Origin of the sequence: Pedobacter roseus (assembly GCF_014395225.1) — a bacterium.
In the GTDB taxonomy this organism is placed as follows: Bacteria; Bacteroidota; Bacteroidia; order Sphingobacteriales; family Sphingobacteriaceae; genus Pedobacter; species Pedobacter roseus.
The window spans coordinates 1,417,727-1,441,109 of sequence record NZ_CP060723.1 but is presented as its reverse complement, the minus strand read 5'-3'; the positions used below and the strand labels follow the sequence as shown (position 1 = coordinate 1,441,109).

The 23,383-nt window shown below is 41.8% G+C and carries 19 protein-coding genes; 4 read left to right on the top strand and 15 right to left on the bottom strand.

What is annotated here, in order from left to right; genetic code table 11:
- Positions 1–104: 104 nt before the first annotated feature.
- From H9L23_RS06420 to H9L23_RS06405, 4 genes are all read right to left on the bottom strand, one after another.
- Entirely contained in the window at positions 105–1,280 is a 1,176-nt protein-coding gene (locus tag H9L23_RS06420; protein ID WP_187594185.1) for a FecR family protein, read from the bottom strand.
- A 102-nt stretch (positions 1,281–1,382) separates the two neighbouring features.
- The gene (locus H9L23_RS06415) at positions 1,383–1,991 is read right to left on the bottom strand and encodes an RNA polymerase sigma factor (RefSeq protein WP_187594184.1); all 609 of its coding nucleotides are present in this window, start codon (positions 1,989–1,991) and stop codon (positions 1,383–1,385) included.
- 178 nt (positions 1,992–2,169) lie between these two features.
- Positions 2,170–2,679 carry a hypothetical protein gene (locus tag H9L23_RS06410; protein WP_187594183.1) on the bottom strand — a complete coding sequence of 170 codons (510 nt, stop codon included), beginning with the start codon at positions 2,677–2,679 and terminating at the stop codon, positions 2,170–2,172.
- A 169-nt stretch (positions 2,680–2,848) separates the two neighbouring features.
- Positions 2,849–3,253 carry a GlcG/HbpS family heme-binding protein gene (locus tag H9L23_RS06405; protein ID WP_246474867.1) on the bottom strand — a complete coding sequence of 135 codons (405 nt, stop codon included), beginning with the start codon at positions 3,251–3,253 and terminating at the stop codon, positions 2,849–2,851.
- Between the two features lie 316 nt (positions 3,254–3,569).
- Between H9L23_RS06405 and H9L23_RS06400 the strand changes: the two genes are divergently transcribed.
- Together H9L23_RS06400 and H9L23_RS06395 are read left to right on the top strand one after the other, a co-directional pair.
- Positions 3,570–3,959, top strand: coding sequence for a hypothetical protein (locus H9L23_RS06400; RefSeq protein WP_187594182.1), 390 nt, complete (start codon positions 3,570–3,572; stop codon positions 3,957–3,959).
- 467 nt (positions 3,960–4,426) lie between these two features.
- The gene (locus tag H9L23_RS06395) at positions 4,427–4,888 is read left to right on the top strand and encodes a nuclear transport factor 2 family protein (protein WP_187594181.1); all 462 of its coding nucleotides are present in this window, start codon (positions 4,427–4,429) and stop codon (positions 4,886–4,888) included.
- A 241-nt stretch (positions 4,889–5,129) separates the two neighbouring features.
- Here H9L23_RS06395 and H9L23_RS06390 read toward each other — a convergent pair whose 3' ends face one another.
- The 4 genes from H9L23_RS06390 to H9L23_RS06375 form a co-directional block, all read right to left on the bottom strand.
- Positions 5,130–6,095 carry a prohibitin family protein gene (locus tag H9L23_RS06390; RefSeq protein WP_246474866.1) on the bottom strand — a complete coding sequence of 322 codons (966 nt, stop codon included), beginning with the start codon at positions 6,093–6,095 and terminating at the stop codon, positions 5,130–5,132.
- Between the two features lie 364 nt (positions 6,096–6,459).
- Positions 6,460–8,856, bottom strand: a complete 2,397-nt coding sequence (locus tag H9L23_RS06385; RefSeq protein ID WP_187594180.1) for a PAS domain-containing sensor histidine kinase — start codon at positions 8,854–8,856, stop codon at positions 6,460–6,462.
- Between the two features lie 362 nt (positions 8,857–9,218).
- Entirely contained in the window at positions 9,219–10,055 is an 837-nt protein-coding gene (locus H9L23_RS06380; protein ID WP_187594179.1) for a transporter, read from the bottom strand.
- A gap of 144 nt (positions 10,056–10,199) precedes the next feature.
- On the bottom strand, positions 10,200–10,409 hold the full coding sequence (locus tag H9L23_RS06375; RefSeq protein ID WP_187594178.1) for a hypothetical protein: 210 nt from the start codon (positions 10,407–10,409) through the stop codon (positions 10,200–10,202).
- Positions 10,410–10,752: 343 nt separating this feature from the next.
- Here H9L23_RS06375 and H9L23_RS06370 point away from each other — a divergent pair, with 343 nt between their 5' ends.
- Positions 10,753–10,968, top strand: a complete 216-nt coding sequence (locus H9L23_RS06370; RefSeq protein WP_187594177.1) for a helix-turn-helix domain-containing protein — start codon at positions 10,753–10,755, stop codon at positions 10,966–10,968.
- A 74-nt stretch (positions 10,969–11,042) separates the two neighbouring features.
- Here H9L23_RS06370 and H9L23_RS06365 read toward each other — a convergent pair whose 3' ends face one another.
- Entirely contained in the window at positions 11,043–11,315 is a 273-nt protein-coding gene (locus H9L23_RS06365) for a UBP-type zinc finger domain-containing protein (RefSeq protein ID WP_187594176.1), read from the bottom strand.
- A 363-nt stretch (positions 11,316–11,678) separates the two neighbouring features.
- Between H9L23_RS06365 and H9L23_RS06360 the strand changes: the two genes are divergently transcribed.
- Positions 11,679–12,497 (top strand): alpha/beta fold hydrolase, encoded by an 819-nt coding sequence (locus H9L23_RS06360; RefSeq protein ID WP_187594175.1) that lies wholly within the window; start codon positions 11,679–11,681, stop codon positions 12,495–12,497.
- 464 nt (positions 12,498–12,961) lie between these two features.
- Here H9L23_RS06360 and H9L23_RS06355 read toward each other — a convergent pair whose 3' ends face one another.
- The 6 genes from H9L23_RS06355 to H9L23_RS06330 all read right to left on the bottom strand — a co-directional run bounded on the left by H9L23_RS06355 (position 12,962) and on the right by H9L23_RS06330 (position 23,169).
- Positions 12,962–13,903, bottom strand: a complete 942-nt coding sequence (locus H9L23_RS06355) for a hypothetical protein (protein WP_187594174.1) — start codon at positions 13,901–13,903, stop codon at positions 12,962–12,964.
- A gap of 33 nt (positions 13,904–13,936) precedes the next feature.
- Positions 13,937–15,145, bottom strand: a complete 1,209-nt coding sequence (locus H9L23_RS06350) for a DUF4998 domain-containing protein (protein WP_187594173.1) — start codon at positions 15,143–15,145, stop codon at positions 13,937–13,939.
- Positions 15,146–15,157: 12 nt separating this feature from the next.
- Complete coding sequence (locus H9L23_RS06345) at positions 15,158–16,429, bottom strand: DUF5000 domain-containing lipoprotein (protein WP_187594172.1); 1,272 nt, start codon at positions 16,427–16,429, stop codon at positions 15,158–15,160.
- Between the two features lie 11 nt (positions 16,430–16,440).
- Positions 16,441–18,366, bottom strand: coding sequence for a RagB/SusD family nutrient uptake outer membrane protein (locus H9L23_RS06340; RefSeq protein ID WP_187594171.1), 1,926 nt, complete (start codon positions 18,364–18,366; stop codon positions 16,441–16,443).
- Between the two features lie 11 nt (positions 18,367–18,377).
- Positions 18,378–21,620: a SusC/RagA family TonB-linked outer membrane protein gene (locus tag H9L23_RS06335; protein ID WP_187594170.1), complete on the bottom strand. Its 3,243-nt coding sequence runs from the start codon at positions 21,618–21,620 to the stop codon at positions 18,378–18,380.
- A 139-nt stretch (positions 21,621–21,759) separates the two neighbouring features.
- Entirely contained in the window at positions 21,760–23,169 is a 1,410-nt protein-coding gene (locus H9L23_RS06330) for an alpha-L-fucosidase (protein WP_187594169.1), read from the bottom strand.
- Positions 23,170–23,383 lie beyond the last annotated feature (214 nt).

The following is a 23,383-nucleotide window of genomic DNA, read 5'->3' as shown; positions in this document are numbered from 1 at the left end:
AAATCAGGACCTTATGCGGTTATTAGTTGATTGATTATAGTCAGCTACCAAATTATCCAGGGGTGCCGCCAAGCACTTCTGGTTTTTTTTGGCATCCTTTTTCTTTATTTAGAAACGATTACCCTCCTTCCTTCAAGTTTAAAATGTACTTTTCCTGTAAGCTGGATGTGATTGAGTACCTCTGAAATGTTAGTACTTCTCGACATCCACCCGCCAAGGATTAAATTCCCTGGTGCTGTGTCATCATAAACCACTTCTACATTATACCAACGGGCCACTTTGCGCATGGCGCTGCGTAAATCTTCTCTAAATACAAATTCACCTTTTTTCCAGGCAACTTCCATATCCGTATCTGCTGATTGTATATCGATATTTTGATTATTAAGCTTTGCCTGCTGTCCCGGTTTCAACAACCTGGTTTTACCATCGTTGAGTACGATTTTCACGCTTCCTTCCAATAATGTACTTTTAACATAAGGCTCATCTGCATAAGCATTGATATTAAAATGCGTTCCCAGAACTTCCAATTTCTGCATTTGAGAATTGCCTTTAACCACAGAGACAGAGAAGGGCACCCTTCCTTTAATCCCATCTACATGTGCAACTTCAAAGTATCCTTCGCCCGTGAGGATTACGCTTCGTTCGTTTTTAGCAAAGGTTGTCGGATATTTTAAGGATGATCCTGCGTTTAGCCATACCTTTGATCCGTCAGGTAAAATAACAGCATACTGTCCTCCCGCAGGCGTACTGATTGTATTGAAGCCTGCACTTTTAGGCTTAGCGTCAGTTGTCGTATAAACCAATGTCCCGTCTTTTGCTTTAGTAATTTCCAGTCCTGCTTCGGTAGCAACTTTTCCTACAATGTCTTTGTTTAGATCAATTACGCTACCATCAGATAAGGTAAGCATAGCCTTATTTGTACCTGCAGGCAGGTCATACTGTTTGGCGACTACAAACTGATCGTTAGTTTTACTTCTGAAAAGCAAATAGCCAACTCCGGAAATCAATAAAATGCTGGCAGCAATCCCAATCGTTATCAGTTTCCTATAGGTATTGTTTAGTTTTTTAACTTTAAGTACATCAGGTAATGGTTCAGAAACTTCATCAAGAATTTTAGACCAGATTTTTGCTTCCAGCCCTACATAGTCTATCTGTGGTTCGGGTGTGCTACTTTCCTCAGCTTTTAACAAATACCAGGTTTCCAGCCGGGCACTTTGTTTAGCAGAAAGTTTACCATCCAGGTAGTCTCGTATAAATTGTCTCACGTTTAGTTTGCTCATGCTTATTACAGGTAGTATAATAGTAAGACAGGCAGCTCGAGGCAATGTTGTATTCCATATTAAAAATAAATTAACTTTTTATTAATTTATCGCCATATTGGGTTATAATGACATGAGAAACAATGGCAGGTGGTTGCCAAACTTATTGCGTAAAGTGGATATTGCCTTATTCATCTGCGTTTTTACAGTAAGTTCAGAAATATTCATCACGCCAGCGATTTCCCTGTAGGATAAGTTTTGGTTGCGTTTCAACTCAAACACTTCCCGCATTCGCGGTGGTAACTTTTCAATTTCGGCCTCAATCAATTTGGAGAGTATGCGCTCCCGGATACGGTGATCGGTAATTTCATGCGCCTGTTCGAGAAAGTGACCAAGATCTTCCAGATAAGCATGATGAACCTTATTTTTGCTAAAAAAATTTAGGATTGCATTTCTTGTAGAGATATAAAGATAAGCACCGATTGAAATATCGGCCTGAAGAGACGGAGCTTTATGCCAAAGTTTTGTGAATACTTCCTGCACAACATCCTCACTTTCATTTTCTTCTTTGAGCATCCTGAAAGCATGTTTATACAATATTGGCCAGTACCTGCTGTAAATCTCAGAAAAAGCTCTGTTATCCCGTTCTATCAATAGCGAAGTTAATTTACTATCATCATATATGGAATAATCTGAAATCATCGATGAGTAAAAATAGAATATATTACCCATATTTAAAAATGTACGACCCGGGAGCAATTTGTTGCCCCTGGTGCAAAGCACTATACCAGTGTACAATCCTTGCGCATCAATTTAATATATCAGCGGGAATGCATCACTGAGAAGTCTCAGCGGTTTAAATGGCATTGCAGCACTAATCCTCTACAGAACTGTAATCAGACCTGATTTGTCATTCGAACAGTTCGTCCCCAATCTCCAAAAATTTATTGAACCTAAAATCTGTCAGGGTTCCTTTGCGTGTTTTCAAATCGCCCTTTATATCTGTTGTCTTTTGTGTTTTAAGATTGATGATTTTCACACCGATCTCCTGCTTATTACCAACAGCTTCATAAGTTTCATAAACAACATACTTGAAACCGTTATTGCTAAAATAAACGTAATTCAGATCCATCCCTTCATTTTGTACTCCACCCCCACGCATGTAGAATGAATACTTAAAATCCTTGCGGCTGCTCTTTGATTTACCCTGAAATTCTAATTCAACTTTGTCTTTCGTACCAAACCTGTAAACAATGTTATTATCCGCTTTGCTTTTGTTTAATGTTAATTTCTTGCCATTCCGGGTTTCAAAAGAAAATAACACCTCTTCGCCAGGCAAAATCAGGTTTTGTGCAAAAGAACCGGTGGTGACACCAAGTAAAATAAAAAAAAGGGACCATCTAAGCTTTAAAAATATCATTTGTTGCTGTTAGGTAATTATCAAAATGTTAAAATGCCATGTTAATCCCAATAAAATTCGCCATCCTGAAGAATTCTGTCAGGAGGAAGCTTTTTATTAACCGACAGGGCGATCTTCCATGGCTAAAATTATAAAATGTTAGGAACATTTCTCCTAACATTTTACATTATCACTTTAACGCTTCAGCACCTGCAGTCGCCACTTCGTGATCCTGATCAACAGTTCCGCCTGAAACTCCGATAGCACCTATTACCACACCGGTTTCATCTTTCAAAACCACGCCGCCCGGGAACGTGATCAGGCCGCCATTTGAATGCTCAATATTGTATAAAGGCTGCCCAGGTTGTGAAAGCTTTCCAATTTCGCCTGAATCCATATCAAAAAACCTCGCAGTTTTGGCTTTTTTAATGGAAATATCAATTGATCCTAGCCACGCGTTATCCATCCTGTGAAAGGCTTTTAAATTGGCTCCTTCATCAACAACAGCAATATTCATAGGAACGCCAATCTCTTTCGCTTTGGCCTTGGCTGCCGAAGATAATTTTTCTACAATTTCTAATGTTAAGCTCATCATGTTTTATATTGATTAAATGTACTTGCTTAACATCACTAAAACGTTATTGTTCTTCTACTTAAAGTTTTTTGTTACTCTTTAACAGAATATTGGAATGCTGTAAATGGGTAGGCTTGGCGACACGATTGTCTATAACGGCAAAGGGAAATTCCGGGCAAAAGTGATAAATCCAGGTACAATAATTAATATTAAATTTAAATGCCTATCGCTATTTTAGCGGTCAAAATAGATACATTTGAAAAAGACACTTATCCTCCCGGTTCTGACCATGTTATCCCTGGCCGCCTTTTCCCAGTCCGTTAGCCTAACCGATCTCATGATCATTTACGATGCTCCCTACAAGGAGGTGAATAGCTTCCTGACCAAAGAAAAAAATTACAAAGCCTTTAAACAGGCAACCCCTGCGGAGTTTACCGTTTACCATTACTTTTTGAACCGCGGAAAAGCAGCTGAGGAAGAAGTGATTACCGGTATGGGATTCGAAACAGAACCAGGAAAAATCAATACGGATTTATATTATAAATCGAGAGATTCTTCTTTTGTTGACAATCTGCAGAAACAGATATCAAACCTTGGCCTTAAACTTGACAGGGAGCATTCCACAAACGAGGTTAAAAGCTTTGAATACTCCAATAGCAGATTGGCAATAAAGTTTACTTATTCTACCTCAAAAAACTATATGATCCTCTTTAGCCGAAAACACTGATTTTGAGGGGTAAAGATATGGATGCTGTAGGTAAATATAATTTGGATACTCGATTTTGCAGCCTGCCGGGGGAGCACCTGACCAATTGATTTTGTATTATCTTTACCCTATGAGCGAAAAGTCTGCACCTATTCCGGTCTACAGCTTAGGCAACAGCCAGAATTGCAAAAAGCTACCTAAGTTTTTTTGCTTCCAGTTATCATAACCATAAAAAATCAGTTGAGTCGTATGTGTCTCATTTTTACCACTAATTGACCTTTTTATACCTTTTTGGTATACTTCTACAATATAACTTTGCCTAAAATTAATGCTAACCTATTGACAAGAACAAAATCAAGTCAGCAAAGATAGGTTTTACGACGACCATAAGGATAGTCAGAATTATTGGCTGTGGCCGAATTTTAATCTTTTCTAACATTACCATTGACTCAGAAAGTCCAGCTTTTCCCCAAATTTTAAATATGTAAATGAAAACACCAAAAGAAATTATCAACCTTTTTTTAGCAAATACTACCAATCCCGACGTTATTGAATCGGTTGTTGATCCCAAAGTAACTTATATCTCATTAAACTTCGATAATCCTGATTTGCAGAAAATTATGCCTTGGGCAGGGACCCACCACGAAGGGGCAAAAGGTTTCATCGATACTTTTGCTGGCTTTAATGAATTCTGGACAATTCAAAATTTTGAAGTGCAGGACATCTTTTCAGAAGATGAAAAAGTTGCAGTCTTTGGTAGATTTACCTACACTTCAAAAACACTTAATAAACAGGTCACTTCTCCTTTTTCAATATTTGCCAAGGTAAAAGGAGAGAAGATTTATCACTTCATGTTCATGGAAGATACTTTTGCAACAGCTGGTAGTTTCAGAATTACTCCAGCCGGTACGTTTCATAGCGACCCAAAAGGAACACAGTTTAGATTATAATTTAAACAATTTTCAATCGGGCAGATGCTTATAGATCTAACCTCATAACAACATGATCAAATTACCACCACTAAAGGTAAGCAAACCGCTAATAGAAAGGCCTAAAGAATATAAAATGTCTCAGGAACAGGGGGCTTGGGTATTTCTTTATCCCCCAGAAGCTGTTTGATATTGATCTCGATGCTGTTATGCCCTGGCTCCCATACGGAAATCAAGGCATAGCATAAGGACTTAAAGGATTCTAATTACCGCCCAATATTACAGGATTTTTACCATTGCCCATAATGATAATCTTGGTATTGGGAGAGAGGGCGATATCTTTCTGGGCGAGGATAGATTCATACTGGAGCTGTTTATCACTTAGTCCGGTTGAGAGGATGCGCTGATAATCGGCTATACCCTGCGCCTCAATACGTTTGCGCTCGGCCAGCTGTTTTTCTTTTTGCAGTACAAACTGCATTTTCTGGGCATCCTGCTCTGCATTTATCTTCGATTCGATCGCTTTGCGGACAGATTCGGGAAGCGTAACATTCCTGACAAGGAGTTGCTCAAGCTTTAGCCCGCGTTTGGCAAAACTTTGATCAATTGCAGAAAAGATCTTACTCTGGAATTCCTGCCTTTTGGTAGAGTACAGAGCAACTGCCTCATAGGATACCGCATTGTCACGGATAGCTGTGCGGGCAATGGGCCGGACAATTTTGTCCAGGTAATCATCCCCGATTTCTTTCAGGATTCTTGGTGCATCCTTAGGGGTAACGCTAAAGAGAACAGACAGGTCTATGGTAACCTCCAGACCGTCAGAGGTGAGGATACGAATGGCATCATCCCCAGCTTTATTACCTTCATCATGCACCGCTGACATGGTATAATTCTGGGTCTTTACATCAAAGGTCGTGACCTCAACAAGGGGGTTAACTATATTTAGCCCGCTGAAGAGCACATCGTTATCAACTTTTCCATAAAGTGTCTTTACCCCTACCTGTCCCGCGGGGATAACCTTGAACATGGAAAGCGAAGCCCCCAGCAGGATAACGACAATACCTGCTATTCTGATGAGTTTGCTATACCGGGTGAGGGGCGTATCACCTTTTGCAGAAACAATACTTATTATAACAATAAGAAAACCCAGGATTATGAGAAACATGATAATCGTTTTTAATTTATAGATATCATTAAGCAAAGGGAATGCCCCAAAATCTTTCAACACAGATTAATGTATCCACAGCAATTTTGAACGCATTTTTTGTTTTCCATCTGAAAACGTACCGGCAGTACACCATGTCAAAATGGGGCGGTATTTTTCATTTTGGTATCATTTCTGTCGGGAGGGAAACCCGCGGTTTACCTCCTGACAAATGTGGCGGTACCCAACATAACCAAAAGTAAGCAACCCTGAACCACAAGCATTTTTTTTCTTTTCTGAATCCCTTTACCGATTTTTATAACGGCGATAAGGCCAAAGGCTATTGCCTCAATATTCTTCTCCTGCGGGGTCTGAATTTTGCTTTGATTGGAAAATGATATCATCCAAAGCCTATAGGCCAGTCCCACCTGTCAAAATACAGACGGCATTAATTTATTGGCAGGCTAAAATAAAAAACAGATCCTCTTCCCGGTTCGCTTTCAAGCCAGATCCTGCCGCCATGATATTTCACAACTTCTGCACTTAAATAAAGGCCGATGCCGAATCCTGAAATATTCTGGGTCTGATTACTGTCCACCCTGAAATACCTTTCAAAAATCTTGGCTGAATCCAGGGCATTTATTCCAATTCCTGAATCTTTTACACCCAAAATCACTTCATTGCCCTGCACAGAACAGGTTACGTTTATCTCGGAGGCTGCAGGAGAATATTTAACTGCATTACTAAGCAGATTGGAAATGACCGAGTGGATCTTTTCACGGTCTGCTGAGACCATTAGCGATCCGCAGTCGCCCAGGGTAATGCGATGGCCCGGAGCTGTGATCTCAAACTCTTCAATGGTTTCAGCTATAAGCTCCCGGATATCAAAAGATGTTTTCTCAATTGAAAGTTTCCCTGATTCCAGCCGGGAAATATTCAGGAAGCCATTGATCATAGCGCTCATGCGCTTAACCTGTGCGGAAGCCTTGGCCATGGCGGAAGCCAGAAATTCGTCAGAACTATTTTTTAGCTTAATCTGCGAAATCTGAATAATAGCAGAAAGAGAGGTTAGAGGGGTTTTAAGTTCGTGGCTCACCATCCCGATAAAATCGTTTTTGCGGATCTCGTCCATCTTCTGTTCAGAGATATCAGCCATAACGCCGGTAATGTAATTACCATTCTTTTTATCCTCAACAAATTTGCCCACCGACCGGACCCACCTTTGCTTTCCCTCATGATAGGTGGTTATCGGATATTCAATATTAAATCCGGCACCTGTGGAGAATGATGCCTGCACAGCTTGCAAAACCAGCTCCCTATACCCGGGTAATATCTGGTCTACCGCAGCACTGTATGGAACCTGCTCATTAATATCAAAACCAAATAGCTGATTGAACCGGGCAGAGGCAGTAATGGTACCGAGTTTCTCATTCAGATACCAGGTTGCAAGCTCACCGGACTCAATAGCCATCCGCATTCCTTCTTCTGCTTCTGCTATTTTCTGAACGGCAAGATAGTTTTCGGTTATATCCATTACAACCCCGGTGAAAGCGGAAAAACTACCGGACCGATCTGCTTTAAGATTACCAATGGCCCTCAACCAGCGAAGCCTGTTATCATGTAAGCCCAATACCGGATAAGTAACATCATAGTCGCCGTTATTATATATTGCATTTTCGAGCTTGGTAGCTACCATCCCCCGGTATTCCTCTGTAATCTGTGCCAAAGCCTGTTCAATACTCAGATCTTCATCCGGAAAATAGCCAAAAAGTTCCTTCAGACGGGCGTCAGTTACAAATTCCCTGGTAACCGAATGTATAAACCATGTCCCGAAATTGGCAGCATCTATGGCCAGGCGCAACGCAGTTCTTCCCTCTTCAATAATATCCTGTGAGGCGATCAGCTCACTATTTACCTGAGCCAGTTCGTCAATGGTCGAGGTCAGTTCCTCATTGGAGGCTGCGAGCTCTTCATTGATGGTGGCATATTCTTCATTTATGGCCTGAAACTCTTCGGCGCTTTCCTGTAACTTTTGTTCAGATTCCTTTCTGTCGGTAACGTCACGGGTAGTGCCCGCAACAGCCTCCACCAGGCCTTCCTCGTTAAAAACTGGAGTTAGTATATAGTCATAAACCCGAATGCCGAGTGTAGCATGCGGAAAGGACACTTCCCCACGTATGGGCTTTCCTGTTGCCCTTACCTGATCTATTTCCCGTTGATGCATTTGAGCATGCCATGGTTCATATCCGTTCTCCAGCAGTCCCTTTCCGATAGCATCATCCCATGATCTGCCCCACATAGAAAGAAGGGCTTTATTGGCATAGGTAAATCTATATTCAAGATCAAATACGTACATGAGGTCGGGCGTGGTAGAGGTGATTGTTTCATATACCCTTTTCTGCTGATCTGACCGTTCCCTTATTTCGCGCAGCGCGGATTCTGCATTTTTGCGCTCGGTGATATCGCTAGCCGTGCCAAACCATTCTAAAATTTCTCCATGTTCATTCAATATCGGTACCGCGCGGGAGAAAGTCCAGCCTGGGCTTCCGTCAGCACGCAGAACCTTATGCTCGAGTTGAAATATTTTTTTAAAACGGATCGCTTCCGCTATCGTATTATCGACAAGTTCCCTATGCTCAGGGTGAATATTCCTGGATTTCCATGCAGTAGTAGGTTCTGTTGCATCCTTCAAAAACCCCCTGCCATCAAGCTCCCTCATGATTTCCCAATCGGCACTTAAACTATAAATAACATCAGATGTCGCATTAACCAGAGCCTTAAAACGTTCTTCACTTGCATAAGCAGCCTGAGGATCCATTTTAGGTCTATCGGAATGTTTGTCCATATTAGCAGATTTTTTATTTAATTTTTTGAAACACGAAATTAAATTAATCTTTTAAAAAAGATAAATAGAGGCAAATTAATTTACAGGTTAACATTCTGGGCAAATCAGCGTATACTGCTTCTACATAGCGGTCAAAATTAATAATAAATATTATGGTGTGATAAAATACAACTTAGGGGTGATAACCTGGCAGCAAATAAAAATGAAAAACCAAACTTTGAGTTTAACTGTCAGTCCACATCCCCAAATTAAAGCATGCAAGCGACAGAAAACAGGATCTTTAGATAGTAGTTAGTAATTGCATGGTTTAATCAAATCTTGTCACCGGATTATAATAAATAAGACTAAAAGGGTCATATTAACTACAGCCTAAAAGAAAGTCCAACAAAATAACTTTTCATCGCATCATGCTGCAATCCGTAGTTCAGACCTCCGTCGAGTTTAACGTCTTTTGCGACCTCAACCTGTAAGGCTGCATTTAGAAAGTTGTTCCATTGGTGTATCTTGGTGTCGTAGGTATAATAGGTCTCAGCAGTAGCCTCAAGATGATTACAGATTTTATGGGCGATGGTCAGCGATTCCAGTAGTTGCGTATGCATGGCAGAACCTTCACTGTCCTGTAAGCGGTCAGCTTCAACCTGCATCCCTAACCTCCAGTCACCGGGAAGCTTTAGAGACATGGGCAGGATAAGCCCCCCTTCATAACGTTCTCCCTCTTCAACAGCTGAAGTTGGAAATTTAACATACGGTAGTATCGCAATGGCAAAGTTCCCCTTATCATTTCCAATCAGATTCTGTTTAATGCGCAAGGTTAAGTCACCAAATCCGTGTGAATGATCAACTGAGCCCTCCTCATCAGAAACTTCTTTCGACAGGACATAGCTTTGCACAACAAGCTGCAAAGCAGTAGAGCCGGTAAGCCCTAGTTTTAGGTTTGCCTGGTTAAACAGATAGGTATTCTTTACCAAATGCTCACTCCTTTCGCGTTGTAAACGAAAAAGATCGCTTTCGTACTGAAAGTGGCCGGCATCCACAGTAATGGGAGATTCGGTCACATCAGGCCTGTCGGTTTCCATATCGCGGAGTTTTGTTCCCGGTACCGGACGGAAAAGATTATAACTACCAGTTTTTTTGTCTTGAGCCATTACGGATGAAACAAACAGGCAAACTGCAACAGTTAAAAAGTATATTTTTTTCATTTGGGTGATTTAATCAGATTGGTATCCTAAACCGTTCTGTTAGATTTAAAGGACATTTGTGGTTCCAAATTAAAGGTTCCGCATTCCAAGGGTTTATTTAGGGTCGACTAAAATTCCTATAGCCAAAGCCAGATATTATAGGTTTTATTGGTTGTGCCGGGTGATCAGTTTTCCTACCTCAGCTACAAAACTATCCTCAAGGCCGTCCAAGGTTCTCCATTGAGTACCTTCATCTGAAGGCTCTGCATAAATTACGCCCGTTTTCTCTTCACCATTCATAATGCGGTAGGTACCATTTTCCTGTGGTTCAACCGTGAAATCCTGACTGTTTACCGTAATGTTGAAATTTTCCATATTTATAAATTTCTTTTTCAACAGTATAATCAGAAATAAAGTTTTATAAAAACACAAAAGGTGGTTTTGAACGAAATTTACTGAACTGGTTAAGCCGTCTGTTTGACCAACATCAAGACACTACTGTGCGCTGTAATAAACATGTTCAGCTAAATTTTAACAAAGCTTTAATATTTCCTCTATTATGTCGGAATAATCCTCTTAGCTTTCTGTCCATCAAATAGATTGAAAAGCATTTTTTCAGTTTCTGTATACTCATGAAAGCCAGAGTGCCGCGATTTTGAAGCATCTGAGAAGAAGTCATAATCACGGGAAAGATAAAATCGCTTAATCCCCAACAAGCATGATGTCCGCCCACTTTAACCTCTCGAAAGATTACATCGGTTCATATTTTAAACGTAATAGAGGTGTATCACTGAGGGATTATATCAAGGGCTATCGCAGGTCGCTGATCAGGAAAAGAATGGAAAGTGGTAGATTCAGTTTAAAGCAAATCGCACTAGATTTTGGGCTCTCTGACGAAAGCCATGTAAGCAAAATACTTACTGCCAAAGATTAAGAGTGCAATAATAATAAATTAAAGGCATACAAATCTTAACGCTATCTGCTTTAGGCCTACCCATCAAAACGCTTTTAATATTCGGCTATTTCATCATCAACAAAACAATAAATCCATCTTTCACCTGGTTCAGATGAGATGATAACCGGATGTTTTTCTTTCCGACAATGGTGCGACATGTGTTGCATCGGAGACGAATCACAGCACAAAGTAACGCCACAGGTTTGGCAGGTACGGAGATGTACCCAATCTGTACCTAGTTTTATACATAGTTCGCATACCTTTTCTTTTGCCAGTTTTAGCTCTTTTATAGCTTTGATATGGCTACAACTTTGATTAATTTCCATAATTATAGTTTTGATAAGTACTGATGAACCTGAGTAACGGCCATGGCGCCCTCGCCCACAGCAAATCAAAAAATTCCCCTGATGATGGTTTGCACATATCCAGTTGTACGGATCATCAAAACAAAACCAATTGTAACCTATGCTGTTTGATTTTACTGGATCATTAGCGTAAATTAACGAAATAAAGCCAATAGAGCACGCACAAAATAAACATAAAGCACTAATTAACAATTAGTTAAAACAATGGCCTGCAAATTGAATAATTGAATTCATCAATATCCCAGGCTTAGTGATCAACCGAATTACACTGGTTAATTCGCAAAGGCTGCTTAAATAATTAAAATTTAATCTAATAAAAAAACTATGAGTACCATTAAAGTAAAAGACGGAACTGAAATTTATTACAAAGATTGGGGAACAGGTCAACCGATCGTTTTTCATCATGGATGGCCTTTATCAGGAGATGATTGGGACACACAAATGATGTTTTTCCTTAAACAGGGATACCGGGTGATCGCGCATGACCGCCGTGGACATGGCCGCTCAGGACAAAGTGCAAATGGTAATGATATGGATACTTATGTAGCCGACATTGCAGAACTAACAGCAGCACTCGATTTGAAAGACGCTATTCACATTGGCCACTCAACTGGTGGGGGTGAAGTAATCCGTTATGTTGCTAAACATGGCAAAGGCCGGGTTGCAAAAGCAGTATTAATTAGTGCGGTAACGCCAATTATGATCCAGAATGAAAGCAATCCGGAAGGTGTGCCATTGGCCATATTTGATGAAATCCGTCAGGGTACCGGTTTTACCAGGGCACAATATTTCTACGATTTCCCTGTAGCGTTTTACGGATGGAACCGTGAGGGCAAAACAGTTCAGGAAGGAATAAAACACAACTGGTGGCGTCAGGGCATGATGGGTTCTGTATTGGCACATTATGAGGGAATTAAAGCCTTTTCGGAATCAGATTTCACTGAAGATTTAAAAAGTGTAGAAATTCCGGTATTGGTATTACATGGCGAGGATGACCAGATTGTTCCTTTCAACCAGGCTCCAAAAGCAGCAAAATTATTGCCAAACGGAAAATTGATTTCTTATCCAGGTTTCCCTCACGGTATGCCAACTACTGAGGCTGACACGATTAATAAGGATATCCTGGCTTTTATTAAAGGATAGTAAGCTTACATTTTAGCCACGGAAACACAGAAAACAGTCCTCATTTCGTTATTCTATCCCTAAAATTTGGGATTAGGTTGTTTTCTTGATCAAAACCAATATGTGCACCAATAAACACAGTGTTTGTTGGTGCGCATTTTTTTTGTAAAACAAGGGAGTTGGGATTGGGGCGTTCGAAATATCGTTATTCCCAACTTGATTGGGAACTACGTAGGTTGCATTAAGATTCCCGCTTGCGAGGGAAAGACGACCGATCTATGGAATCTATGATTGATAAAATTAGTTTGATGTAGATTTTAACAAAATAAAACATAGGTTGGATATCCGCCACAACCTATGTTTTGACCAAACTAAAATCAGCTTATAGAGAATTAAATCTCACTAAGGCTGGTTATGACCGGTCCTCACCGGGTATTTTTTCCGCTTATGATAAGCGGGAATATTTTAATCATCGAGTGATTTTTTTATCTGCTATCACTCTCAGTTTTATATGGGAGTTTCGGAAAATCCTTTTGTGCCTGCTTAAACTGAAGATCGTAGTCCATTGGCCAGCCGAATGCCTTTGCCGCTACGCCCTGTAGGTTTACTCCTGCCGCACCGCTCCAGAAATGTACAAATTCACCGTAATTGAGATCCCTTTTAAAGCGGCCGTTTTTGCTTTTGGGAAAATTTACTGCAAGTAGTTCGAAATACCTGTTCAATACTTTTCCTTCGCCATACTTGCTGTAAATAGGGAAAAACCAGTTTTTGAACCATTGTGTGCCTGACCTTGGAAAGTCGTCGTACTGGGTTTGCATCTGTGTAAATACCCTATTGGCCTCATCGGTCATGCCTATATTTTTAAGCACATCATAATTGAAGATTTCCATAAATTTACTATCGCCCCACAGCGCGTCCGATGGAGATCCCTTTGTACCGTGGCTCGCACTGGTTACAATGTGGCCCATCTCGTGGATTGGCATACCGATCTGTTCTCCACCTGGATTATTCCATTGCGCTAAACCACAATCGATAACATTGCGGTAATCGTGGCTGGCATCAAAAAACGGTGATGGATGACCACCGCCATAATCTTTACCCATAGCACGGTGCAGGATCACATACAATCTCGGATCTGAGCCAAATTCTCCATAATTCCGCTTCACATAAGCCCAGCAACCGGCCATTATAGCAACAGGCCATTTTACATTCGCCGGCATGTTTTTATCATAAAAAACAGCCACATTCGCATTGCTTTCTACCAGTTTCAGTTCCTCCTGATGTTCGAACCAATGTTCTTTCCAAACGGAATCAGGAGTACTTGTAGTTTTTTTAAACTGATCCTTCGCTTGCGCTTTGGATTTTGAAACCAGTCCCAATATAAAAATTGGGACCAGAACATAAATAATTGATTTAGTTTTATTCATAATTGTATTATTTCTCCATTTTACAGAAGAAAACTATTTATTCCAGAAGGATATTTCGCTAATGTTGCTGTAATTGGGATCACCACTGGCCACTTGAATTACGCGGATTCGGATATACCGGATGTCTGGTAGTCCATCTGGAAGGCTCACTTTAAATGGTGCTGATCCATCATCCGAACGTTCTACTGTTTTTAGCAACTTCCACCCTCTTCCTATCGATTCTGCTGTCCAGCCGGCAGAATTGCCTGGCGATTGTGTCTGCGCACCGGTAAGATCGGCTATTCCCCAAATCTCAAATTTGGTAGGGTTATTATAGCCGTTCCGCCCGATGATTTCAAACTGAGCGAGGTTGGTTACCGCTTTACCCATATCGAAAGTAAAGTGATGCGGAAGCGGCGACTTATCATCACTATGGAAAATATCCGGATAATCAGTGGGTGCTTTATTTCCATTCCAGAGTTGAGTCAAATTGGTTTCATCCGAATAAGTGCCCACATCATTACCCAGCTTCAACGGGCGGAACAGCGATTTATCAACCGGAATCAAGATGTTACTCAAAGAATCATAATCTGCGGTGTAAAAGGTATCAATTGCCGATTTAACGGGAATATAGGCCGATCTGAAATAAATTTTTGTGCCAGATTTGTAGTCGGCCAGCCTGATCGAATTTGCATCAGGACTTAGCGCGCTTGTATGTATGGTACCATCTTTATAAGTATAACGTATTTCTGTAGCGATGTTAATGGTATCGGGTTTTTCAAAGTTGAGTGTGATGCCGCTGTCATCTAGTTGATAGGGATTTGCAGATACCAGAAAGCGATTGGTTAAACTCGATTTATAGCTATCGCCATAAACCTTTACGTTGCTGATCTGAACAGGGACTGATTTATTCCCAGCTTTATCATAAGAATAGATGGTAAAGGAATAATTGTACTCCACTAGTTTTGGAATGATTACCGATACATCAGTGATGGACCGATCAGGCGCTGCCATTTCTAATGAATCTGCGGAATTGTTCCAGAATATTTTGTAGCGGATTACACTCGGATCGGGACTGGCTTTCCAGTTTAGTTTTACCCTATAGTTGCCTGGTGCCGCCGCAACTTTGCCCGGAAAGCCGGGATATATCCGCTCTTTTCCATCGAGATATTTTCTATAATCAAGGGCATCCTTGCTACAGCCACAAAGCACTGCAATGGTCATAAAAACCAGTAAGATGCTGTTTATATGTTTAGTTGTCATCTTCTATAAATTTTAATTGGTGTTTCCCCAAAAAGATAATTCCATTACGTGTGCAAAATCCGCATTTCCCCAGGTCGAGTTAACGGCCAGCCTGATAAACCTGACCTTCGGAATATCCAGGGCAATGTTAAACTCAAATCCGGCTTTAACCGCAGCAAGATCTGCAGGAGTAGTTTGTCCCGGAGCGTTGCCAGATGGTGGTGGCGGACAGTTGAAATTGCCCAGGTTAATCCAGTCGCCAACCACGGTACCTTTAGCTGATGTAACGGGCAATTCGATATCTGCCGGTGCCGTTTTAGCCGACCCCCAAAGTGTCCAGGTTTTAGGGTTACCATGGTTATAAGAATAATCGTTTCCATAGGCTTCTCCCCTTTCCCATATCTTATAACGGCTGAGTTTGGTGAGCACGCCCATATCGAAGGTACAGAGCTGAAGGGGCTTACCATAACCTGCTTCCGTATGCCATCCCGGATCAGAGGTATTATTGTCCCAAAGCCTTGTGGTATTCCATCCCAGCGATATGGCACCCAGAGGTGAATCGGATGCTAATCTATATTCACTAAATTGTGCTTTTGGCACCATGATTTCGAAAATCGGGCTGATTGATTTATATAAGGTATCAGAAATATTTCCCCATCTATCGGTTACATAAACCCCGAAATCTCTTTTTAGGGTATCAAAACCCCTTACACTGAAGTTAATGCTCTCTGCTTCGGTATAAAACTGTTCAATTGGCAGCATTTTCCCCGTGGTTTTATCATTGGAGATCACAATTACCCCTATCGGCTTTTTAGCCGGATTGCTGGCTGTCACATTTACCCCGCCAAAATCGGCCTGAAGCTGAACTGTAGGATAAACGGCCAGGTAAGAAGGTGTTGCCGGGCTGACACGTACCTGTACAGGATCACTTTTTACATTTGCACGCGATACGGCATAAAGGGTTACCTCATAATCCGCGCTTTTTTCAAAGCCTTCAACCCTGATTGTATCGCTATAATAAGAAGATTTACTTTGCCTTACGGTTCGCGAATTGATCCTATATTCTGCCTGAACATAAAGCAGGTTCTCGGAATTAGGCAACACATAAGAAATTACCGCCGCGCCAGCCAGATTTTCTACTTTTATTCCGGTAAGTGCTCCGGGTTTTGTCATATCTTTCGATACCACCTCATTAAAACCTTCGCTTTCTTTGCAGGAATAAAGCGAGCAGGCCACAATTAACAGCAAAAGAAACTGTAGTGTGCAAAGCCTGTTGTATATTTTTGATCTAATTTTCATCATCATCTATTTAGAGTTTACCAATAAGGATTTTGAACCAGGTTCGGATTTACGATCAGGTCGTTGTATTTCAGCGGCCATAAATAATCCTTAAGACCAAAGACCGGAATTACCAGGTTACGCTGACGGTAGTAACCTTCAGGCGTAGTATCCTGAATGTTCCAGCCCTGAAGCGGTTTGCTCATTACCTCCTGCATCACCTTCCAGCGCCTCAAATCCCATCCAATCCTTCCTTCAAAACAAAGTTCAATGCGGCGTTCCTGCTGGATGATAGCTCTTAAGCCATCTTTACTCGATGCCTTACCAGGATTTGTGGAGTATGACGACCATGATTCTTTAACACCCTTTAACCCCGCACGTGTACGTACTTTATCAATATAGGTGTACACATCTGCCGTAGGCCCATTTACCTCATTAAGTGTTTCTGCATAAAGCAGGTACAGTCCGGCGAGCCTGATCAGCGGCATTCTAAAGCCCGTCTGGCTAACTTCTGTACCAAAAACCGATTGGTAGTTTACCAGTTTGCTTGGCCAATAGCCTGATACGTTAACCCTGATATTATCTTTCGGGCCAGCAAGGGAAGTTCCGCCACGGGCCTGTACATACAGCATTTTTTCAGGATCGGTTTGGCCATTGCCAAAAAAGCAGCTTCCATCGAATGATAAATCGGCATAAAAGCGAGGTTCCCGATCCATGTGCATTTTTATGGTTTGATAACCGCTTTTTAAATAGTATTTACTTTCAGTAGGCGCTGTAGCAACGGCATAACGGCCTCTATAATCGTAACTAGCATCTTCAGCCATCGGAATACCATTTTTGGAGTAAAACAGCTCGGCCATGCCAATTGGCACCGCAAAATTGCCCGGTGCACCGCCCATATTCTGAACCATGGCATTGGTAAGTCTTGGCATCGCCATAGATTGTAGTCCAAATTCAGGATTAAGCGCCCAGATCACTTCAGGATTTTTTTCCCAGTTCTCAGTAATGCTCTGCCTGATGTCCATAACGGTTTTTAGCGGGGCAGGTATAGTTGGAAGATTGCCCGGCGAGGTAAAATGGTAAAGCGAAAGATTACTTTCCTCGCATGATTTTACAGCTGCCTGGCAGGCCAGCATTGCTTTGCTCCACTTTTCGGCACTAAAAGCCGCCGGGAACAGATTAAGGCCATCTTTATCTTTAAAACCCGTATAATCGGGATTACCGTTAAAGAAAGGGCTAGCCTGAGTGGTCAGCACCTCAGCTTTAACCGAAAGGGCAATGTTTTGCGTAATCCGGCCTAAACTCCTTGCGAGATCCTGAATGGTGCGTGGAAGATCGGGTGTGGCCTCATCCAATAAAGATACGATATAGGCAAAGGCCTCGTCAACGGGCGCACGTTTTACCCTTACCTCATCTGTGCCCGCATCTATTGGCAGGTTCTGTTTAATTAATGGAATCGGGCCATACATCCTTAACAGGTAAAAGTGGTAATAGGCCTTTAAAAACTTCACCTCAGCGATCCAGCGGTTGCGTTCAAATTGTGGGAGATCTTTCGGACGGTCGATATTCTCCAGAAAGATATTACACCTTCTGATGGCCTTAAAAATAGGCTGACCCAACTGTTCCCCATCCCAATAATTTAGTGAGGGGTTATCAGTAGTTTGTACCCCCCTGATCAGGTGAAAGCCCTGCTCTGCATCCCGGCTACCCAGTGTGGCCTCTGTTAAAGTATTGGGAAAATAAATTTCTCCAGAGGTGGTAAAGGCCGCATCGCTATTGGATGGCCCCATATTCTGTATCGTAGAATAACAGGTAAAAAGGTAGTTTTCGGCCTCGTTTCTGTTTCTGAAAGCATAATCGATAGTGGCCACGTTATCTGGCGTTACATCCAGGTATTTCTTGCAGGAAAGGGCCATCCCCGTAATTGCCGCAAGTAGTATGATGAGTTTAAAATTGAATTTCATAACAGGTCTGCTTATAGGTTTACGTTGATTCCAATGTTATACACTTTCTGGATCGGATAACTGAAGCCGTTAGAGGCCAGTTCCGGATCCCAGTCTTTAAACCTGCTCCAGGTAAGCGGATTTAAGGCATTGAAATAGATCCTGCAGTTAGACAGAAATGCTTTTTTAGATAATTTATCAGGAAAAGTATAACCGATTTCTATCGACTTTAACCTGATAAAAGCACCGTCGCGCATCCACCACGAACTGGTTTGGAGGTTATTGCTGATCTCAGAAGAAGTGGTTCCCAAGCGGGGATATTTGGCATAAAGATCCTGGTTTTCCTCTGTCCAATGGCTATCAGCAAAGGGCTGAAGCACCTGCCTGTTCTCCAGAAACGGACTAACCTGCGAAGGGTCGATAAAGAAACTCGTGCGGCCTACCCCCTGAAAGAACAAGGAAAGATCTATTTTTTTGAATCCCATTGATAAGCCCGCACCATAAACAATTTCAGGCGTTGAAGGCAAACCGATAAAAACCTGATCGGCTTCGGTAATTTTGCCATCATTGTTTACGTCGGTATATTTGATATCGCCACCCTTAGGTGCGGATGCTCCGGCGCCAAAAAGCTGTGTTGGCGAAGCGGCCGCCTCCTGGTCATCAACAAAAAGGCGCTCTGCAATGTAACCCCACCTTACCCCGATTTTCTGCCCGGAGAGTATTCTCCATGGCTCCTTATAGGCTGGTTGCTCGTATTGTCCGTATTTATTCTGTGAAAAGGTAAAATTCATTCTTCCCGACATCCAAAATCCTCCGCTGAAGGTTTTACTGTAGTCGGCCGAAAAGTCTATTCCCCTCGAATCGGCGGTACCCAAGTTTGCGCTCACACCTGATTCTAATCCCATACTGGTAGGAATAGAGGCACGCTCCATTAAGATATTATAGCGGTGTTGTTTATACACTTCAGCAATAATATTCAGACTTTTAAATAAGCTGATTTCCAAACCGATATTGGTCTGTCTGGAAGTTTCCCAGGTTACCGCATCGTTTGCATAATTGGTTATGCTCACCCCTGGTCTGGTTACCCCGTTGGTTTGTCCGAAATAAGCAGGATTACCACCATTCAGGTTTACGTTCGACAGATAAAAGAAACGTTGTGCCCCAATGGCGTCATTTCCCACCAGGCCATAACTTGCCCGCAGTTTAAGCTTATTAACAGCGTCTTTCAAACCGCCATTCCAGAATTTTTCGTTAGAGATTACCCAGGAGCCGCCAATTGTTGGGAAGAAACCAAATCTGTTCTTTTCAGCAAAGCGTTCCGATCCGTTGTAACCAAAGTTAAATTCGGCAAAATAGCGGTTGTCATAAGAATAGCCTAACCTCCCTGATAAGCCTACGTTACGGTAAGGAAGTGAATATTGGAGACTTGATAAATTGGTTGCCGGGTCAATAGCATTGGCATATAAACGCTGTTGCCTGGTTGCAATTAAGGTACTGCTGATGTTATGTTTTGTGCCCAGCTGCCTCGAGTAATCTATAACCGCCTGCATGTACACAAAAGTATTGATATCCTTAAATCCTGGCTCGAAACTCAGGTATTCCGAAGCCTGGCCGGGTTGATTATTGATCCAGTTCAAACTATATTGATTGCTGATCCGGTCGTAAGATGCTATATTGTAGTAAAACGGAGCATATTTTCTCGTCAGATCGAAATAGGAATACCTGTTGGTATTAAAAAGTCCTTTAAAGGTTAAACCCTTTGTTAAAAAATTAAGATCCTGGTTCAGCTCCAACTGGGCCGACATCCTGGATCTGGAGAAGGATTTATACCCTTTCATCATGTCTGCATAAGGATTGGAAAAACCCACCGTATTTCCTGTTCCTTCAGTGGAGCTGTTCCCAAACAGAATGTGTGTATCAATTCCCAATGAAGGATCGGCCGGATAATATGCAGGAAACAATACCGGACTGGTATGGAGTGCCTTTTTATACAGATCGGCAGAAAAAGAACCGTCATCTGTAATTGGCCCGTTATACTCATCAAAAGTGCCAGAAAGCCTCAGCACGACTTCTGTGGTAGGCGTAACATTAATGTTTACATTGGAGCGCAGCTGGTAATTTTCGAGCTTCACATTATTGTTAAAGTTATTTACAGGGCTCACTTTTAATATGCCATTGTCGCGGTTATAAGAGGTACCGATGTAATATCTCGCAATTTTGCCCCCACCACTTACACTTCCATTAAGGCGTTGGTTATTGGTACTGGTTTTAAAAAGTTCATCAATCCAGTTTACCGCAGGATACACATATTTGTTGCTACCCGGTGCATTGCTCAGTGTTTGTTCACGATTATAAATATCATTTTGGCTATACCTGGGCACCGCTAGCGGGTTCCTGGTGGTTAAGGCCTCATTGTACATCTTCATAAAGGTAATGGGATCGGCAATTTCGAGGTTTTGCGTAGACTGAGAAATGGAATTTTCAAAGCGAACATTTACTTTTGCGTTACCTTCTACACCTTCTTTGGTGGTGACCAGAATTACCCCGTTAGCACCCCTGGCACCATATAAAGCAGTTGCACTGGCATCTTTTAATATAGAAAAACTAGCGATATCATCTACCTGTAACCGCGCCAGATCGGTTGGGGTGAGCTCCACATTATCCACCAGGATTAGCGGATCCTGTTTATAGCCAAAAGTGGTTACCCCGCGGATAAAAAACGTAGAATTATCCAATCCGGGCTGGCCGCTCCGCTGGTAGGCCACTACCCCGGCAATCTGCCCGGCCATGGCATTGGTTAAATTGCTTGAGGGGATCTTTAGCTTAGAAGGCGTAATGCTGGTAACCGATCCCACCATGACTTCTCTCCGCTCCTTCTTTCCGAAAGCGGTAACCACTACATCAGAGAGATTATTATCATCGGAGTGCAGGATAAGGTCTACCTTTAGTTTTTGTGGATCAGCGACGAAAGTAGTTGTTCTAAAACCGACTGACGATACCACAACGGTAGATTTGGCCGTAGCATTGAGGGAGTATTTACCGTCGCCATCGGTAATGGTACCCATAGCACTCTGGCCTTTTACCTGCAGACTAACCCCAGGTATGCCTAAGCCAAGCGAATCTTTAACCGTTCCAGTAATTTTGATTGTTGCGCCCTGTTGTGCAAAAGTGCTACTGCCCAAGAGCAGAAAACAGACACATAGTACCGAGAGCAGTATCCACAGATTTCCCTGATAAGGCAAATGCCTTATCCTTGCAGTAAAATTTTGGTTCATAAAGTTTGGTTGGTTAAGTGTTGATTTATTTCAAAAAATGATTGTCGGTATACCCTGGAGTAGTTAATTCCCACTTATACCTGGCAAACAAGAGCGGTTAATAAATTAGCCGGGCCAAAATTGATCCGGCTAACCTATCTTATTTTCTTTCGTTAAATACCCCTAGCTCAGCAATTGCTGGCGGGCTGTCGAAGCCTGTAATGGTTACTTTTATTTTTTCGCACCAGATGCGCCCGAACCTAAAAATACTCACCCTTTTCTCGCCCTCCTGTTTTGCGGTTAAAGCATTCCATTTACCGTTCGCATAATATTGTAAGCTGTAAGTCGCTTTTCTGTTATTTCCTGCCGTTAGCACTATCATGTTACAAGGAACGGCTTTCTCGAAGTTTAGCTCATACCATGGCGATTTTACGGTAGGATTAGATGACCAGCTGGAACCAAAATCATCGTCGTTGGCAAAATCCATAATATTCATATCATCACTCCAGCTACTGTTGCTTTTTACATGCTTGGCGATGTTACTTGAAATAATCGGTGCAGCGTAGGCCGGAATACGTGGAAGACCTTCAGGTTTTTTATAGATCTGCCCCATTTCTTTAAGCGCCGCTAAGGCGTTATCATCGATCAGGCCATTTTTGCCCGGTGCCACATTCAATATAAAATTGCAGTAGGCACCATTGTAAGGAATGATGAACTTATTCACCAGTTCGGGTACATTTTTTACAGGTGTATCAGGGAAAGAAGTTTTCCAGAACCAGTTGGCCTGCAAAGGCAAACAGGCAAGCGCCGGAAGTTTGTTGTTTTCTTTTGAAATAAACTGGCCTGCACCTTGTTCATACGATTTGATATCGGTATAGAAAAGTGCCTGTGTAGGATATTTAGCCGCATTCAGATCCATTACCAAACAGTTAGGCTGTAATGATTTAATTAAATAGTAAATATCTTCAAAAGGTACCTGATCATAAGAAATCCTGGACCATGGTGCATCCCATCCATCAATAATAAGGGCGGTGATTTCGCCATAATTGGTGAGCAATTCAGTAATCTGATCTTTGATCATTTTAACATTCGCCGGGGTAATCTGGTTTGGGCGGATGCCGTGATGGGTATCCAATATAGAATAATACAACATTACTTTTAATCCGTTCTTGCGGAAAGCATCTGCATACTCCTTTACCACATCGCGCTTTAGCGGTGTGTTCATCACATTGTAGGCTGTAGTTTTGGTGTTCCAGATCGGAAATCCGCTGTGGTGTTTGGTAGTCAAACAGCCATAAGTCATATTTGCAGATTTTGCGGCTTTAGCCCATTGATCAGCATCGAGCTTGGGCGATTGGAAAAGGGAAAGATCGGCATCAGGGTCAGACCAGTCCTGATCCATAAAAGTAGGCATTCCATAATGGATAAACATGCCCAGTCCAAGGTCAACAAAATCTTGCTGAAGCTCGGGTAAAGGTTTATTGGCCGATTTCTGCTGGGCCATTGCCGGGTAAATGGATGTCGCTCCCGAAACGATAAGTAATAATGATAAAATCCTTTTAAAGGTCATTTCTTTTTTGTTTGATTTATGTATTTGAGTTTTTGCTATTAAAGATGAATTGGTTTACAAACATTTAGCTATTTCAATCGATCAGTTATATCCGATTTATAAACACCATCACGCTTTCATTATTCAAAGCTACACTCCACACCGACGAAATTTGTCGAACGAAACCGTAACAGAAACCTAACAAAAGCTTAACGTTATGGTATTTATGAAATAA

Excerpts from the sequence above, each read along its gene's own strand:
- H9L23_RS06420 (WP_187594185.1), bottom strand. The coding sequence starts at position 1,280 with ATGAGCAAACTAAACGTGAGACAATTTATACGAGACTACCTGGATGGT.
- H9L23_RS06335 (WP_187594170.1), bottom strand. The coding sequence starts at position 21,620 with ATGAACCAAAATTTTACTGCAAGGATAAGGCATTTGCCTTATCAGGGA.
- H9L23_RS06370 (WP_187594177.1), top strand. The coding sequence starts at position 10,753 with ATGATGTCCGCCCACTTTAACCTCTCGAAAGATTACATCGGTTCATAT.
- H9L23_RS06415 (WP_187594184.1), bottom strand. The coding sequence starts at position 1,991 with ATGGGTAATATATTCTATTTTTACTCATCGATGATTTCAGATTATTCC.
- H9L23_RS06375 (WP_187594178.1), bottom strand. The coding sequence starts at position 10,409 with ATGGAAAATTTCAACATTACGGTAAACAGTCAGGATTTCACGGTTGAA.
- H9L23_RS06340 (WP_187594171.1), bottom strand. The coding sequence starts at position 18,366 with ATGAAATTCAATTTTAAACTCATCATACTACTTGCGGCAATTACGGGG.
- H9L23_RS06360 (WP_187594175.1), top strand. The coding sequence starts at position 11,679 with ATGAGTACCATTAAAGTAAAAGACGGAACTGAAATTTATTACAAAGAT.
- H9L23_RS06345 (WP_187594172.1), bottom strand. The coding sequence starts at position 16,429 with ATGATGATGAAAATTAGATCAAAAATATACAACAGGCTTTGCACACTA.
- H9L23_RS06405 (WP_246474867.1), bottom strand. The coding sequence starts at position 3,253 with ATGATGAGCTTAACATTAGAAATTGTAGAAAAATTATCTTCGGCAGCC.
- H9L23_RS06350 (WP_187594173.1), bottom strand. The coding sequence starts at position 15,145 with ATGACAACTAAACATATAAACAGCATCTTACTGGTTTTTATGACCATT.
- H9L23_RS06330 (WP_187594169.1), bottom strand. The coding sequence starts at position 23,169 with ATGACCTTTAAAAGGATTTTATCATTATTACTTATCGTTTCGGGAGCG.
- H9L23_RS06355 (WP_187594174.1), bottom strand. The coding sequence starts at position 13,903 with ATGAATAAAACTAAATCAATTATTTATGTTCTGGTCCCAATTTTTATA.
- H9L23_RS06365 (WP_187594176.1), bottom strand. The coding sequence starts at position 11,315 with ATGGAAATTAATCAAAGTTGTAGCCATATCAAAGCTATAAAAGAGCTA.
- H9L23_RS06395 (WP_187594181.1), top strand. The coding sequence starts at position 4,427 with ATGAAAACACCAAAAGAAATTATCAACCTTTTTTTAGCAAATACTACC.
- H9L23_RS06380 (WP_187594179.1), bottom strand. The coding sequence starts at position 10,055 with ATGAAAAAAATATACTTTTTAACTGTTGCAGTTTGCCTGTTTGTTTCA.
- H9L23_RS06385 (WP_187594180.1), bottom strand. The coding sequence starts at position 8,856 with ATGGACAAACATTCCGATAGACCTAAAATGGATCCTCAGGCTGCTTAT.
- H9L23_RS06400 (WP_187594182.1), top strand. The coding sequence starts at position 3,570 with ATGATCATTTACGATGCTCCCTACAAGGAGGTGAATAGCTTCCTGACC.
- H9L23_RS06410 (WP_187594183.1), bottom strand. The coding sequence starts at position 2,679 with ATGATATTTTTAAAGCTTAGATGGTCCCTTTTTTTTATTTTACTTGGT.